This is a genomic window from Tatumella terrea, assembly GCF_039523755.1.
GTDB classification, from domain to species: domain Bacteria; phylum Pseudomonadota; class Gammaproteobacteria; order Enterobacterales; family Enterobacteriaceae; genus Tatumella; species Tatumella terrea.
Genome location: NZ_BAAAFX010000002.1, coordinates 138,170 through 153,052, shown reverse-complemented (window position 1 = coordinate 153,052; position 14,883 = coordinate 138,170). Strand labels below are relative to the sequence as shown.

The 14,883-nt window shown below is 51.0% G+C and carries 11 protein-coding genes and 1 tRNA gene; 8 read left to right on the top strand and 4 right to left on the bottom strand.

Translation table 11 applies throughout. The annotated features are described in order from the left end of the window. The first annotated feature begins 62 nt into the window (after positions 1-62). The 4 genes from cutA to ABD035_RS00725 all read left to right on the top strand — a co-directional run bounded on the left by cutA (position 63) and on the right by ABD035_RS00725 (position 3,085). Positions 63-386, top strand: coding sequence for a divalent cation tolerance protein CutA (gene cutA / locus ABD035_RS00740; RefSeq protein ID WP_343866894.1), 324 nt, complete (start codon positions 63-65; stop codon positions 384-386). Continuing rightward, entirely contained in the window at positions 362-2,101 is a 1,740-nt protein-coding gene (locus tag ABD035_RS00735; RefSeq protein ID WP_343866892.1) for a protein-disulfide reductase DsbD, read from the top strand. Before cutA ends, ABD035_RS00735 begins: the two co-directional genes overlap by 25 nt. 50 nt (positions 2,102-2,151) lie before the next feature. Beyond that, the gene (dicD, locus tag ABD035_RS00730; protein ID WP_212714145.1) at positions 2,152-2,715 is read left to right on the top strand and encodes a division control transcriptional repressor DicD; all 564 of its coding nucleotides are present in this window, start codon (positions 2,152-2,154) and stop codon (positions 2,713-2,715) included. Positions 2,716-3,009: 294 nt separating this feature from the next. Further along, positions 3,010-3,085: transfer RNA gene (locus ABD035_RS00725), tRNA-Phe, on the top strand. Positions 3,086-3,248: 163 nt separating this feature from the next. Here ABD035_RS00725 and ABD035_RS00720 read toward each other — a convergent pair. Beyond that, positions 3,249-3,611: a tautomerase family protein gene (locus tag ABD035_RS00720; RefSeq protein ID WP_343866889.1), complete on the bottom strand. Its 363-nt coding sequence runs from the start codon at positions 3,609-3,611 to the stop codon at positions 3,249-3,251. A gap of 1,102 nt (positions 3,612-4,713) precedes the next feature. On the opposite strand from ABD035_RS00720, the gene pgaA reads away from it, so the two are divergent. From pgaA to pgaD, 4 genes are read left to right on the top strand one after another with little or no spacing between them, the layout of a single operon-like run. Continuing rightward, a complete protein-coding gene (gene pgaA / locus ABD035_RS00715) occupies positions 4,714-7,152 on the top strand; it encodes a poly-beta-1,6 N-acetyl-D-glucosamine export porin PgaA (RefSeq protein WP_343866887.1) in 2,439 nt (812 codons plus the stop codon). 2 nt (positions 7,153-7,154) lie between these two features. Next, positions 7,155-9,173 carry a poly-beta-1,6-N-acetyl-D-glucosamine N-deacetylase PgaB gene (pgaB, locus tag ABD035_RS00710; protein ID WP_343866885.1) on the top strand — a complete coding sequence of 673 codons (2,019 nt, stop codon included), beginning with the start codon at positions 7,155-7,157 and terminating at the stop codon, positions 9,171-9,173. After that, positions 9,166-10,500, top strand: coding sequence for a poly-beta-1,6-N-acetyl-D-glucosamine synthase (gene pgaC, locus ABD035_RS00705; protein ID WP_343866883.1), 1,335 nt, complete (start codon positions 9,166-9,168; stop codon positions 10,498-10,500). Before pgaB ends, pgaC begins: the two co-directional genes overlap by 8 nt. After that, positions 10,497-10,982 carry a poly-beta-1,6-N-acetyl-D-glucosamine biosynthesis protein PgaD gene (gene pgaD, locus ABD035_RS00700; RefSeq protein ID WP_343866881.1) on the top strand — a complete coding sequence of 162 codons (486 nt, stop codon included), beginning with the start codon at positions 10,497-10,499 and terminating at the stop codon, positions 10,980-10,982. Before pgaC ends, pgaD begins: the two co-directional genes overlap by 4 nt. 137 nt (positions 10,983-11,119) lie before the next feature. Here the strand turns inward: pgaD and ABD035_RS00695 are convergent, their stop codons facing one another. The 3 genes from ABD035_RS00695 to ABD035_RS00685 all read right to left on the bottom strand — a co-directional run bounded on the left by ABD035_RS00695 (position 11,120) and on the right by ABD035_RS00685 (position 14,825). Beyond that, the gene (locus ABD035_RS00695) at positions 11,120-12,040 is read right to left on the bottom strand and encodes a glycosyltransferase family 2 protein (RefSeq protein ID WP_343866878.1); all 921 of its coding nucleotides are present in this window, start codon (positions 12,038-12,040) and stop codon (positions 11,120-11,122) included. After that, the gene (locus tag ABD035_RS00690) at positions 12,040-13,290 is read right to left on the bottom strand and encodes an O-antigen ligase family protein (protein ID WP_343866876.1); all 1,251 of its coding nucleotides are present in this window, start codon (positions 13,288-13,290) and stop codon (positions 12,040-12,042) included. The genes ABD035_RS00695 and ABD035_RS00690 overlap by 1 nt, the downstream gene beginning before the upstream one ends. A 1,007-nt stretch (positions 13,291-14,297) precedes the next feature. Then, entirely contained in the window at positions 14,298-14,825 is a 528-nt protein-coding gene (locus ABD035_RS00685; RefSeq protein WP_343866874.1) for a GNAT family N-acetyltransferase, read from the bottom strand. Between the last annotated feature and the right edge of the window lie 58 nt (positions 14,826-14,883).

Here is a 14,883-nt window from a genome sequence, read left to right as displayed (position 1 = left end):
CTACGCGGTTCTGTACTGATGAAAAATAGTGCTATCATGCCTGACCGTTTCAGGAGTGAGTCATGAAAACATCAGACGCTGTCATTGTGTTATGCACCACACCCGATAAAGCTTCCGCAACCACTCTGGCTGAATGCGCTATCCGTAGCCAGTTGGCGGCCTGCGTGAATATCCTCCCCGGGATGACATCTTATTATCTCTGGCAGGATAAGCTCGAATGCGCCGAAGAGTGCCAGCTTATCCTGAAAAGTAATACCGAACATCAACACGCCTTACTGTCACTGCTCAAACAGGCTCATCCCTATGATGTCCCTGAATTGCTGGTGATCCCTGTCCAACACGGAGAGAATGAGTACCTGTCATGGTTGCACACATCGCTCGCCTGATTGTTCTGGCACTGACATTATTCAGTCTGCAAACTCAGGCTTCATTATTCAGTGGCCCCGCCACATCCCCCCATTTTGTGACGGTGGATCAGGCCTTCGGTTTCGACTTCAGTCAGAACGGCAATCAGTTACTGCTGAAATGGAATATCAAACCCGGGTACTATCTTTATCAGCAAAAAATCACTCTGACCGCCAGCCAGGCCGATATCACTCATATCGCGATGCCCGCCGGTCAGCCCCACGAAGATGAATTTTTTGGTAAAAGCCAGATTTACACTCAGGATCTCCGGGTGCCGGTTTCACTGCATGATATCGGGCCTGCAGCCAGCCTGACCGTCACTTACCAGGGATGCGCGGCGGCAGGATTCTGTTATCCTCCGGAAACCCGGAATGTCCCGCTCTCTCAGACCAGCCCTTCCGGTGCCGTCGCCACGACAGTTACGCCAGCCGTCGCGGCCGGCACACTGAGTGAACCGGCCCGACAGGCAACACATCTGCCCTTTTCCCCCCTCTGGGCGCTGCTGATTGGTATCGGCGTGGCCTTTACTCCTTGTGTCCTCCCTATGTATCCGCTGATCTCGGCGATTATTCTGGGGGACCGGCGTACTATTCGCAGCTCACGTATCTTTCTGCTGGCGTTTATTTACGTCCAGGGGATGGCGCTGACCTATACGCTGATGGGCATGGTCGTGGCGGCCGCGGGTTTACGTTTTCAGGCCGCCCTGCAAAGCCCTGCAGTTTTGCTGACGCTGGCCGGGGTTTTTATCCTGCTGGCGCTCTCCATGTTTGGGGCGTTTACACTGCAATTGCCGTCCGCGTTACAAACCCGGCTCACTCTGTGGAGCAACCGGCAAAAAAGCGGCTCGCTGGCCGGGGTCTTTCTGATGGGAGCGGTGGCCGGATTAATCTGCTCCCCCTGCACCACGGCGCCGCTGAGTGCCATCCTGCTCTATATTGCCCAAAGCGGTAATCTGCTGGCCGGCGGTGGAACGCTCTATCTGTACGCTCTGGGGATGGGCCTGCCGCTTATACTGGTCACACTGTTCGGCAACCGGTTACTGCCGAAAAGTGGTCCCTGGATGCAGGCCGTCAAAGAGGGGTTCGGGTTTGTCATCCTGGCACTGCCGGTGTTTCTTATTGAACGTGTGGCTGGGGATTTATGGGGACTGCGTCTCTGGAGTCTGCTCGCTGTCGCATTTTGTGGCTGGGCCTTTAGTCTGAGCCTCAAAAGTCACAAGAAGGGTATGCGTGTCCTGCAGATAGTCTGGTTAGGGGTGGCGATAATCGCCGCACGTCCGCTTCAGGACTGGGTATTCCCCTCTGCATCGCCGGGGGCCCTGAGCGCAGACAGCCGTGAACTGCCTTTCGACGATGTCAGCACGATTGCCCGACTCGACCAGCGTCTGCAGCAGTCTCAGGGGAAGATCACTATGGTGGATCTCTATGCTGACTGGTGTGTAGCCTGTAAAGAGTTTGCCAAATATACCTTCACTGCCCCGGAGGTAGCGCAGCGCCTGACACAGTATCAACTGCTGCGGGCCAATGTGACGGCTAACAGCGCACAGGATAATGCCCTGCTCAGCCATCTGAAGGTGCTGGGGCTGCCCACATTGCTCTTTTTCGATGCCGAAGGTCAGGAAATCCCGGGCTCACGCGTCACCGGATATATGAATGGCCGGGAGTTCGCGGCGCATTTACAAAAACTTCAACCCTGATTACTCTGACGATACCGGCACAAGCCGGTATCGCTTTTTTGGAGGTTCGTGTGTCACCGGAAAACATATCTGAACAGGTATTACATTTGCTCGAACAGCAGGGCTTCGCTGCCGCAGGGACTCTGAAGCAGCAACTGAGTGAACGCGGGATAACAGTCGGGGATACCGATGAGGAGCAGCTGATGCGCGATGCCCTCGCATTCCACGGGCAGCAAATTAGCGGGTGGCGTCAGAGCATCCGCCAGGACAGTTCACTGACCACCGGCCAAAAAATACTTAAGCGTTACGATCTGTTATCAGAACACGTCCAGCGCGGTCGCTTCCCGGGATGCCTGTTTATTGCGGCTTGCAGTGCTTTTCCTGCGCCTCACCATCCTATCCATCAGGAGGCCGAAAAACAAAAACAGGCATCATGGCAGTATACGCATCAGTACCTTTTGTCTCTGGAAACCGATAACCCGACCATGGTCACCGACCAGCTGGAACTGATACTGGAAGGTTGTCTGAGCAAACTTCTGGTGAAACGAAATTTACAGGACATCGCCATCGCCCGCCGTCTGGCTGAGGATATTTTGCAGGTCGCGCTGTGCCGTAAAAACGGCGCGCTGGGATAACAGCGTGACCGGCAGAAGCTGATGGTAGCCAGCCCCTGCCCCGGCTGACGTTGATGAGGTGATCTTTTCAGGCAGCTCATCGCTGAAAGACAGCAAGCGTTGACGCCGTATCAACGCGATGACCGGCCGGGCATAAATTGATAGCGGTAGCGGGTGAGCAGACCCGCGACCCGGCGTAAAAAACAGCAACCCTGTGCATTTTGTCTATTAAGCAGACAGTCAGTGCCTTTTTCTGTGTTTGTCAGGTAAAAAGAGTTGACGTCTCAGGGCCATTACGGTTTAATGCGCCCCGTTGCCCGAATAGCTCAGTCGGTAGAGCAGGGGATTGAAAATCCCCGTGTCCTTGGTTCGATTCCGAGTTCGGGCACCACTCTTTCTAAGGCCTCGCTGAAAAGCGGGGCTTTTTCGTTTCTGCCCTTCGCTATGCGGGTGGATAACGCCCCTTTTGACGCCAGCTCCCTGTTGTCCTTTTCTTCGGTGTTGCCCCTGCGCCGGGTCATAATTCCCCTCCGACATGCGTCGCCCGACAGGTGTTATTTCTTGTGATTATCTGCGGCGAGGACCCCACCCTTAGCCCAGTTTTCATGGCTCGCTTCGGAAAAAAATATTTGCACCGCCTCCGGGGGGATTTCATAGACCGAGACAAAAATCCCGGTGAGTTCTTTCGCTAACCTTCTTTTTAAATCAACGGAACGGGGTGACTGCTGAATAGTAATCACAGGCATAATATTTCCCTCGCGGAGAGTGTTTAATCGCTTAATTGCGCTTAAAGCGTCGGAGTTAGCTTGTTTTCCTGCTTCGTCACCTGCTGCGCCGGTGAAAAAGTCGTAAACATCGGCGGTGAGTTTTCTTTGTGCAACCCCTTCCCACTCTCTGACACTTACCGGAAAGCGCATAACCCCTCCTTAAGCAAATCATGTTTTACATACACAATACACATTGTTTACAAATGATCAATAATTAACCACGGGTAATCTTCCGGGGAATTGTTTATGTGTGTTTTTTAATTTTTTACCTGCGCCGTCCTCACTGTCACTGCTCTATACGACAGAGAGTCTATTGATCATTTTGTGATACGCCCTCTATGCCAGAAAAAATCTTCTGTGACGAATGGCAATACGTTATACGTCAGGGAGCGTTATACGCCAGGGAGCATAGACAGAGCATCCTGAATCCCCGGGGGTCGCTGCGGATACCCGTGGGGTAAGTGGGGCAGGATAAGCAACCGTCCGCCCTTCACAGGTCTCTCCGCAGGAGCATGGTACTTAGGCGTTCCCCTGTCAGGCTCCTCACCCGGCCCCGTCTGTCGGCCGGATAGTGATCCGCGCGGGCCAGGCAGGCGATAAATGACCGCGTCACATACGGTTTTTCGGGCTTCCGTTTTGTACGACAGTCGTGAATTCCCCCGGTCTTATTATTCAGTAAGTAATTCTGGTATCTGTAATTAATATTTATCAATCTTCCTTCCTTTTCCGGGATATTCGCCGGTATGACGTTCAGGAAAAAATAAGACTCTCTGGTCTGAATTTCCGGTTCAACCGCCATAGCAACCTGTTATTATGCGATGTCATTACGCTCTGTCTGCTGAAAGTCCCCTATCGCCTTCGTTCTGTTATCTCCTGACCGGAACGTATTATTCTTACGATTAACCTCCGATCAATATTAAATAAAACTACATAGCCAGCTTAATATTTACGATGACATCATTTATCTGCCATCAGATAAGAGTTGTCTTAATTTCCGGAATGAAACCGACGGGTGAAGGGAGTGTCATGTCTTTATTTACTGTTTGAAAAAATCCGAATAAGCGACTGTTTTACAAAAGTAAAAAAGTATTTCCGGATTTATAAAAACATTAAATAATCGTTTTCACCTATCAATAAAACTATTTCTAATCAGACAGCCTGCATAAAAAGAGAATATGACTGGCTTTTAATAGCCATTCACAAATAATCCGGAGACAACCTGAGTATGCCGACTTCAGGGAAAAAAGCCAGGATGGATAGTCAAATCCGAACAGCACTGCTGATGATAAAAAATAAAAAACGGGTGATTTACCTTTGCTCTTTACCGCTATTTTTTCCGCTGACCGGCCAGGCTGATAATTATGACAGAATGGTCATTCAGGCCCGGGAAGGTAATTCCACCGAACTCCTGAACTACCTGGCTGAATATTCCACACAAGGGACACTGACGGCCAATGAAATTGCAGACTGGCTGCAGGTCGCCGGATGGAATAATAATGATCTTCTGGTACAACAGATACGTGATAAATATTCTTTACGCAGCGATCTCCCTGCCCGTGCCTATGCGGCTATCGCTTCGGCCGAACGTAACAGGAAACAGTGGGCGAGGGCAATTCACTACTGGGATCTCGCCCTGCGTCAATCCCCGGGTAATGCCGATTACCTTAAAGCAAAATCAATGACAGAAGCGGATGCCGGTCAGTACCGTTCAGCAGCAGAGACCGCTTCGCTGTTACGTCATCAGCCCTCTCAGATACCGTACCCGTTAGCCTTAGCGTATCTCCGGACCCGTGAACAAAAACCTTATGATGCGTTGTTCTACACAACTCAAGCAGAACAACTGGCGCCGGAGGATCCGGAGATCAAAAAAAACCTGACCGGTCTGTACTCTGCGACTCGCCTTGCGCTCCCTGCGTTACAAAATGCTGAACAACTCGCGTTACCGCCGGCAGTCCTACGGGAGAAAGAACTCGATTATGCCGCCGGCCTGGTGCGTAATGCATTAATCCCTGCCTCTGACGAAAAAAAACGTTTCCGGACTGCAGACTATGCACTGCAGTATTATCACCAACGACTGACCGCATGGCGTGACCTGCCCGCCGCGAGGGAGCAGCGATTACGGGCCAGGATCGACCGGCTGGGTGCGTTTCTGGCCCGGGAGCAATATGACGAGGTGATCCGCGACTACCGCGAAATCATCGGCCAGGGCCACACCATTCCGGATTACGCGAAGCCCTGGGTCGCTTCTGCCCTGCTTGCCCGCCAGCAACCTGCCCATGCCAGGGCCTTATATCCGCGGATATTACCGGACCCGGTCGCGGATGATCAGGTAGAAACACTGTTTTATTCGATGACAGAAAACCGCGATTATCCGGCCGCAGAACAATTACTGGCCAGGCAGTCAGCCCATACGCCATGGAAAAAAAATGTCTGGGGACTGCCCGTGCAGGAGCCCAACGATGCCTGGCTGAGTCTGCAGGCGCTCAATATCGATTATCTGTTAGCCACCGGCGATTATCCCGCGGCTCTGAACACCAGTCGCCGCAGGGCGGAAAGTGCCCCGGGGAATCAGGATTTAGCCATCCGTTATGCCACAGTCCTCTCTGCACGCGGCCTGGATCGTCATGCCGAACAGGTGCTTAAGCGGGCAGAAAGTTTAAGCCCGGATAATCTTTCTCTGGAAACCGCGCAGGCTTACAACGCCGGCAGCCTTCAGGAGTGGTCACAGATGGAAAGCCTGACCGATGATGTCCTTTCCCGTGCCCCACGCGCCACAGCCGTCCGGCAGCTGGATCAGTATCGTCAGTTGCACCACCTCTGGGAATTGCGGGCAGAGGCAGGGAAAGGTTTGCATTCTGATAACCCTGTGACCGGCAGTCATGACCTTACCGTCAGCGCACGGCTCTATACGCCGCCCATCGCCACCAACTACCGTCTCTTTACCGGCGTGCAGACGGAACAGAGCCGTTTTGAAGAAGGAAAAGGTCGCGCGCAAACCCCGCTACTGGGGCTGGAGTGGCGGGGACGGGATAATCACCTGGAGGCGGAACTAAACCATCAGACCGGAAAAGTCCCGTCGCGCACCGGCTTTCGCCTGTATGGCTGGCATGATTTTGATGATCACTGGCGTTTGTCTGCACAGGCCGCCCGTTTCTCCACCGAAGCTCCTCTGCGCGCCCGACGGAATAACGTGACTGCCAACAGTGCCGGCCTCGCCCTGCGCTGGTACCAGAATGAACGACGTGAATATCAGTTTTCACTACAGCCCTCCGAATTCTCTGACGGCAACCGTCGTCTGGAGTTTCAGCTGGCAGGGAAAGAACGGTTATGGACCGCCCCCCGTTTCAGTCTGGATTTTACGCCGGAGGTAAGCGCCAGCCGGAACAGTCAACAGGAGGTTGCCTATTACAGCCCTGATGCAGACCTGGCCGTACTTCCCGGACTGAGTTTAAACCATCAGATTTATCAGCACTACGACACCGAATGGACCCAGCAGATCGTCGCCGGGGCCGGCGTTTATCAGCAAGACCACTACGGCCGCGGAACCCTGCTCCGTCTGGGCTACGGGCAGCGTGTGCAATGGAATCAGCGTTTTGAAACAGGTGCCATGCTGACCTGGGGACGTCAGCCCTGGGACGGTCAGTATGAAAATACGCTTTCTGCACAGTTTGATATGACTCTGAGGTTTTAAGGATGATTAACGTTAAAAAGTTTTTGTTATTACTCACCGTGAGCAGTGCTCTCTTCGGCGGTAGTGCGACTGCCGCGCCGGTGCAATTTACCCCACCGTCAGAACGTAGCCATCCCGAATCACAACAGCCCTGGCCTGCCAATAGTTTTCTGACGATTGCCTACCATGATGTGGAGGATGGCGGGGCGGATCAGCGCTATCTGGCCGTCAGAACCAGCGCACTGATTGAACAGATGAACTGGTTACACGATAACGGTTACCATCCGGTCAGTATCCGGCAGATCCTTGATGCCCATGACAATAAGCGCCCCCTTCCTCCGAAAGCTGTACTCCTGAGTTTCGATGACGGTTACCGGAGTTTCTATGATCGCGTCTGGCCACTCCTTAAGGCCTGGAACTGGCCGGCGTTATGGGCTCCGGTAGGGAGCTGGATCAGTACGCCTGCGGATAAAGCCATCGACTTTGGCGGACTGAAAACACCCCGGGAGAAATTCGCCACCTGGCAGATGGTGAAAGAAGTCAGCGACTCCGGACTGGTAGACATCGGGTCCCATACCTGGGATGCACATTTCGGGTTAACCGCCAATCCTGAAGGCAGCCTTGAGCCGGCCATGACGACCCGCCGTTATCATCCGCAAACTAAAACCTATGAAACTGAAGCTCAGTTTCAACAGCGTATCAGTCTCGATATTGATAAAGTGACCCGTAAGATTCGTCAGGTAACCGGTAAGACTCCCGAAGTGCTGGTCTGGCCTTACGGGGCTGAAAGCGGCATGAGCTTTCGTCTGGCTCAGCAGCAAGGTTATAAAATGGCTTTTACCCTGTCTGAGGGGCTGGGGAATGCTGCCAGACTGAACAGTATCCCGCGGGTGCTGATCTCCGGTAACCCTTCACTGCAAAGCTTTGTATCGGCTATCTCGGAAACCCGCAACCAGTCCGCCGTCCGGATGGTGCAGGTCGATCTTGATTATATTTATGATCCGAACCCGGCCCAGCAGCAAAAGAATATCGATCAATTGATCCAGCGGATCTACGACATGCGGGTCAGTCATGTTTTTTTGCAGGCCTTCGCCGACCCCAAAGGGGATGGTCTGGTCCGCTCCCTTTATTTCCCCAACCGCCACCTGCCGGTCCGTGCGGATTTATTTAATTTTGTCTCATGGCAGCTTCAGAACCGGGCGAATGTCAAAGTGTATGCCTGGATGCCGGTACTGTCCTTTGATTTAGATAAAACGATCCCGCGGGTCACTGCCTGGTCCGATAAAAAAGGACTGGCAAAAACGGAGGCGGATCAGTACCAGCGCCTGTCTCCGTGGAGTCCGGCCGCACGGCAACAGATCACCGAAATTTATCAGGACCTCGCTGCACATGCCTCTTTCAGCGGTATTTTATTCCACGATGATGCCCTGCTCTCAGATTATGAAGATGCCAGCCCGCCCGCACTTGCCGCCTATCAGAACGCTGGTTTTGGTCGGGATATTCCGGCCATCCGTCAGTCTCCGGTCGAATTCCAACGCTGGACTGAATATAAAAGCCGCACGCTGACCGACTTTACCTTATCTCTGCTTCAGGCCGTCAGAGCAATACGCGGGCCGCAAATTGAATCTGCCCGTAATATTTACGCGGAACCGGTACTGAATCCGCAAAGTGAAAGCTGGTATGCACAAAATTTATCTCAATTTTTAGCGGCTTATCGCTGGACGGTACCGATGGCCATGCCGGCGATGGAAAATATTCCGGTTGACCAGCAATCACTCTGGTTGCAGCGACTGGTGGAAAAAGTCCAGTCCATTCCCGGGGCTAAAGATAAAACGATTATCGAGTTGCAAAGCGTTGACTGGCGTCAGCCTCCGCAGAAACAAACGCTCACTGATCAGACCCTGGCGGACTGGATGAAACAGCTACAGCTTTTGGGCGTAAAAAATTATGGCTATTACCCGGACAACTTTTTGCGTAATCAACCCGGGATGTCAGTGATTCGACCTTATATTTCCTCGGCCTGGTACCCTGCTCATGACTGATCGCATTATTACTTTCGTTATTCTTTGCCTGGTGCTGAGTTTTCCGCTGGGATTTGCTGCCACATTTACCGGCGAAATCATGCTGAATTTTGTTTTTCTGTGGCCGCTTTTTATGGCAGCACTCTGGATAACCGGAGGGATCTATTTCTGGCTGCATCGTGAAAGGCATTGGTCCGCGATACCGGAAGATCTCAGCAACGGTCAGGAGCCTCCGCCGCTTATCTCGATGCTGATCCCTTGCTATAACGAGGGTCCGAATGTCAGAGAAACCATTACCGCCGCCCTGCAGCAGAACTATCAGAACATTGAGGTTATCGCTATTAATGATGGTTCATCCGATGATACCGCGGAGGTGCTGGATGAGCTCGCTTCTGAGTATCTGCAACTCAGGGTCATCCATCTGGCAGAAAACCAGGGAAAAGCTATCGCATTACGGACCGGCGCCGCAGCGGCAAGGAGCGACTTTCTGGTCTGTATTGACGGAGATGCGTTGCCCGCGCCCGATATGGCCGCGTTTCTGGTGGCTCCGCTTATCCGCTACCCCAGAGTCGGCGCTGTCACCGGTAACCCCAGGATCAGAACGCGTTCCACTTTGGTCGGCCGTATTCAGGTCGGTGAATTCTCTTCCATTATCGGGCTTATTAAACGGACCCAGCGGATCTATGGCCATGTCTTCACTGTTTCCGGGGTGATCACCGCATTCCGTCGTACCGCACTGGAAGAGGTGGGTTACTGGAGTCCGGATATGATCACCGAAGATATTGATATCAGCTGGAAGTTACAGCTACAGCACTGGTCGGTGTTTTTTGAACCCCGCGCGGTATGCTGGATCCTGATGCCGGAGACGATCAAGGGCTTATGGCGACAGCGTCTGCGCTGGGCTCAGGGGGGCGCGGAAGTCTTTGTTAAAAATATGAAGCATATCTGGTCACTGGAGTATAAGCGGATGTGGGTACTCTTCGCCGAGTTTATGCTTTCCACCTTGTGGGCTTTTTCCTACGCCATGAGCGTTCTGTTGTTCCTGCTCGGGCTCGTCTTTACGTTACCGAAAAACTTACAGGTAGAAAGTATTTTTCCCCCGCACTTTACCGGACTCACACTGGCTATCGTATGCCTGATCCAGTTTATGGTCAGTGTGATGATTGAGCACCGTTATGAGAAGAATATCTTTCGCTCACTTTTCTGGGTGATCTGGTTCCCGGTGATTTACTGGATGCTGAGCCTGTTTACCACGCTTGTCGCTTTCCCGAAAGTGATGCTCAGACGTCAACGCCAGCGCGCCCGCTGGAATGGCTCAGATCGTGGACTGGAGAGGTCATCAAAATGAATCCACAACCTGTTATTATTACAGAACCCCGGCCGGTTCTGCGTATGATGGATGCCTTACTGACCCTGCTCGCCTGGGTAGGATTTATCTATCTGATTTATCGGGAATATTACGTCTTATTCCCGGACATCAGTGACGGTTCATCCCCGGCATCGTCCGGTCCGGTGATCCTGCTGTATTACGGTTTTTTTGCGTTTCTCTATATCGCGATATTTATTCTGTGGGCGAAATATAACCAGCATTTTTTCACTAAAGAACGCCGTCAGAGAAAGAAGGTTCCGGATGAACGAACCCTGGCACAGAGTTTTAGTATTACGGTTAACGAACTTGAAATATTGAATCATCACAGGATGTTGCGGGTACACCATGATCCGCGGGGAGGTATTGCCCGTATTGATAAGCTCAGTCAGGCGGCACGGCAATCAGGGTCAGCTCCTCAGGCTGAGAATCATTGCAGCCACAGTGCGTCGCTTTATCATTGACGCAGAGGCCGCTGACGGTATCCGGCCACGCGGAGCCTTATCTGTGCCGCGGGCTGGCTTCCGGCAGCCATAGCGTGACGCCCGTGGCACTCTGAATACAGTGAGGGCCACAAAGTACAGACTCTGTGACCGCCACGTTACTGCCTGACCCTGTCGAGGGTCAGTAGTTTTCGTTTATAGCTCACCCGAATCCCGGGGTCGGTAATAAATGAAAAATAGCTCACCCGTGCAATATGCTTTCTGAGCAATGTCAGGGTATCGGTGTCTTTAATCCGGTCGCCGTATCTGACAAGGATGTCTATCCAGTGACATATCACCAGATTTTTATAGGCTTTATAAAACAGCGTATCGAGTTTTTTTGTGGCCTCAATCAGACAGCCCAGCTTCTCTGCACTCATGGAATTAGACAGACTGTTATGGTTCTTCAGGTACTGATAGAAGCCCACACGGGAATACAGGATCTTCTCTGCATTTGCCATCACCTCCGGAAAGGTAAATGAATCCTCATAACAGGTGAAATCCGGGAAGTGGATCGCTGACAGGAGATCCCGACGGATAAACTGACCAATAAAATGGGCCTGGATTTCTTTGTGAACCAGATACTTTTTGATCAGTTTCTCTCTGCTGATCCTTTTTGGTTCGAACACAACCGGCCCGGCCGGGGGTTCATCCCCCTCATACAACTCCAGCAGGCGGGTCAGAAAGACATCCGGTGCTTCTTCTTTTAACAGCGTCAGCGCGTTAAAAAATGCCTGTCCGGAGACGATATCATCGGAATCGACCATGGTAATATAATCACCGAGACAATGGCGGACCGCAAAATTCCTGACCAGCCCGATATTGCGGAAACTGACTTCATAGTAGCGGGTGGATGCGACATTTTTAGCCGCGAACTCGCTGATAATACGGGATGTCCCATCTTCAGAGGCATCATTGATAATAACAATCTCGCAGGCGTCCTCCCCCGGAGAGATAGCCTTCACGATACTGTCCAGCGTGCGCTCTAATGTCTTTTCTGCATTGTGTGCAGTGACAACAATACTTAATACAGGGTTCATTAGTCCCCCCTCATCCGGGATATCTCTTTACCTGACATAATGACAGCACTTAGTACTATGACGACTGAAGAGAGTAAAATTATTTCATCAGCAATAAAGAGTACGTCTGTTAATCCGTAAAATATCATTGCAACCATTGGTACAGAGATACCATTCATTAAACCGAATTGTTTTCTGACCCCGAGGGTAAATACATAATAAAAATATAACAGCACCAGGAGTCCGAAAATCCCAAACACTGATAAATACTGAATCACTTCATTATGCAAATGCACATCCAGATATCTGTTCACATCCGAGTCTTCCTCTCCGGATGAGCGCAGGTAGCCGCGTATAAAATCGTTTCTTTGATGGAGTGTCTCACCAAACGGACGTTGCTCAAACGAGAGTAATCCGACTTTCCACATACTGAATCGGGCGCCGAGCGATGTACGGTCATTATCGTTTTTATAGAACTGAACATCCCTGATAGCTTCATCGGTGCGATGATCAATAATATGGTGGTTAGATGAGACAGAAATAGCAAGAAGCAGTAACGAAGCCAGACAGGACAGGGGTTCCTTCTTTACCTGGAAAAGATGAAAAGTAATCACTGCGATAAGAAAAGTATGAATCCCCATCGCCGCGCGGGTCTGGGTATGGAAAATAACGTAAGTAGAAATAATAATCGTACAGAAAAAAGTAATATTTTTTCTCAACCGGTTTTTATCATAGGCCAGCGCCATCATTAACGTCAGAGAAACAAAAGAATAGGCATAAGCACTCATTGTAGGCCGGTCAATCCCTAACAGAACTCTGTCGCTGGAGTTCAGCGCCTGATGAATACCTGACAGTGACGCTGCCAGGAAAGTTATCCATAGGGCAACTAAGGCATAACGTTGCAGCTTCTCTTTTGAGAATAATGCGTTTCGGTAGGTCGATAAGATAAAGCTGATAATAAAGAAGGAAAGAATCATTCTTTTTGCCGGCGTATAAAGCAGATAATCGCCCTCACCGGAAACAGCGCACCACAATGACCAGAGAAGAAATAAGACTCCCATGATCAGGAAAGGCAGAGAAAGATTATTAAGACTTTTCTTTATTCCCTGACTGAAAGTAAATAAGATAAACCCCGGAACAGAAACATAGCCACAAAAATAAAAAAAATACCTGCTTAACTTTCCATCAACAAAAAAAGTGACGCTGGTTAATAACAGTAACAGGAAAGCGGCTAAAGACATCTTAGTCATCACTGCTGAATTACATCTCATTTTCAATAAGTTCCTGTAGAAACATCGAGTAATCCTCACACCCCTGGTACTAAAAATAGTTATTAAGATGAGGATTTGACATCAGGTCAGAATGGAAAGTTCCCGCTCTCGTTACCGGAAACAAATACCAGGAAAAACAGAATCATAACACCCGCAGTATTACTGCGTAAAGCAAACATCCTGAATCTTCTGTTACAATAATGGGATGATTTACCCAATATCTGCAGATCACTGCAACATTATTGACCGAAAAAAGTAAACCAGCGTGCTGCGATTTTTCAATAAGATACCTTTACCAGGTAAAATAATAATCATTATCTATGACACTTCGTGTTCACCTGAGGGCGGCCCTGAAAACCCACCCCATAATGATATTATCCCTTTGACAGTAAACAGGATCATAACACAGGGCCATTTATGTTCAGCGTGACACAGAACATCATCCTCTTTCGTAGTGCCAGCAACACTGAAGGGGTTAGGGGTTAGGGGTTAGGAGTTAGGAGTTAGGAGTTAGGAGTTAGGAGTTAGGAGTTAGGAGTTAGGAGTTAGGGGTTAGGGGTTAGGGGTTAGGGGTTAGGGGTTAGCCGTAAGAAGTTAGCCGTCAGAAGTTGTCTGCTCAGCCGGCGCCGGCAAAAGAAAACAGGCGGAGCCGAACATGGATCTCCCGGCGGACAGGGGTTTCCGGTATTTTCGGTTGTCGTACCGGCCTGTACCTCAGAGGGATCCGCCCTGCCCCGGCATCGTTTATCGTCAGGGCATAACGTCTGTTTTGCTACAGCCCCGGCAGAAAGGTCTTAGAAGGCACATCGGTAAAGCGGCGCCCGCAGGATAAGCTGTAAGCAGGGAGACCAGCAGATGATTTGAAGCCGGGTCCGTCCCGGCCCCCTGAGGCATGCAGCCTTATCACCCTGGCGCACCCGCTGTAATGTCGAATCCTGTGTCTATGGTTGGGTGTACGGCTCTTCCCCGCATGGCATAACCGCCCGATGAAACAGCTTACTGACAGATCACTCGTGACCACTTACCGACAGGCCCCCGGCCTCCTGAACTTCCAGTCCCATCATCAGGACATTGACATACTGGCCGTTTCTCAGCGCAGACTTCGTTCTGACCCCTTCTTCCCGGAATCCATATTTTTTATATAACCCGATGGCCGGCTGGTTATCGGTAAAAACTTCCAGTTCAACTTTGACCGCCCCCAGCCAGTGAAAAGAATACCGGAGAGCAAATTCAATTAATGCAGAACCTACGCCTTTACCTGTATGCTTTTCATCAACAAACATGCCCAGATTCGTGGTGTGCCTGAGCCGGGGATGCTGAGGATTACGCACAGTAATAATGCCGGCTAATTCTCCGTCCGCTTCGGCAGCAAAATGATAAATCCCATCACGGCCGTTACCGGCTAATCGTTCATTCCAGTCATTCAGTGACTGACAGGGCATCGCCAGGGTATTTTCCTGAACACTTTGCTGACAAGCGATCGTCAGGTACCGCGCCGCATCTCCTGCCTCTGTACTTCTGATTTTTATATTCATAGTGATTTTGCGACGTTTTGCAGCCAATAATACCGTCAGACGGGCCGATACTTTGCAC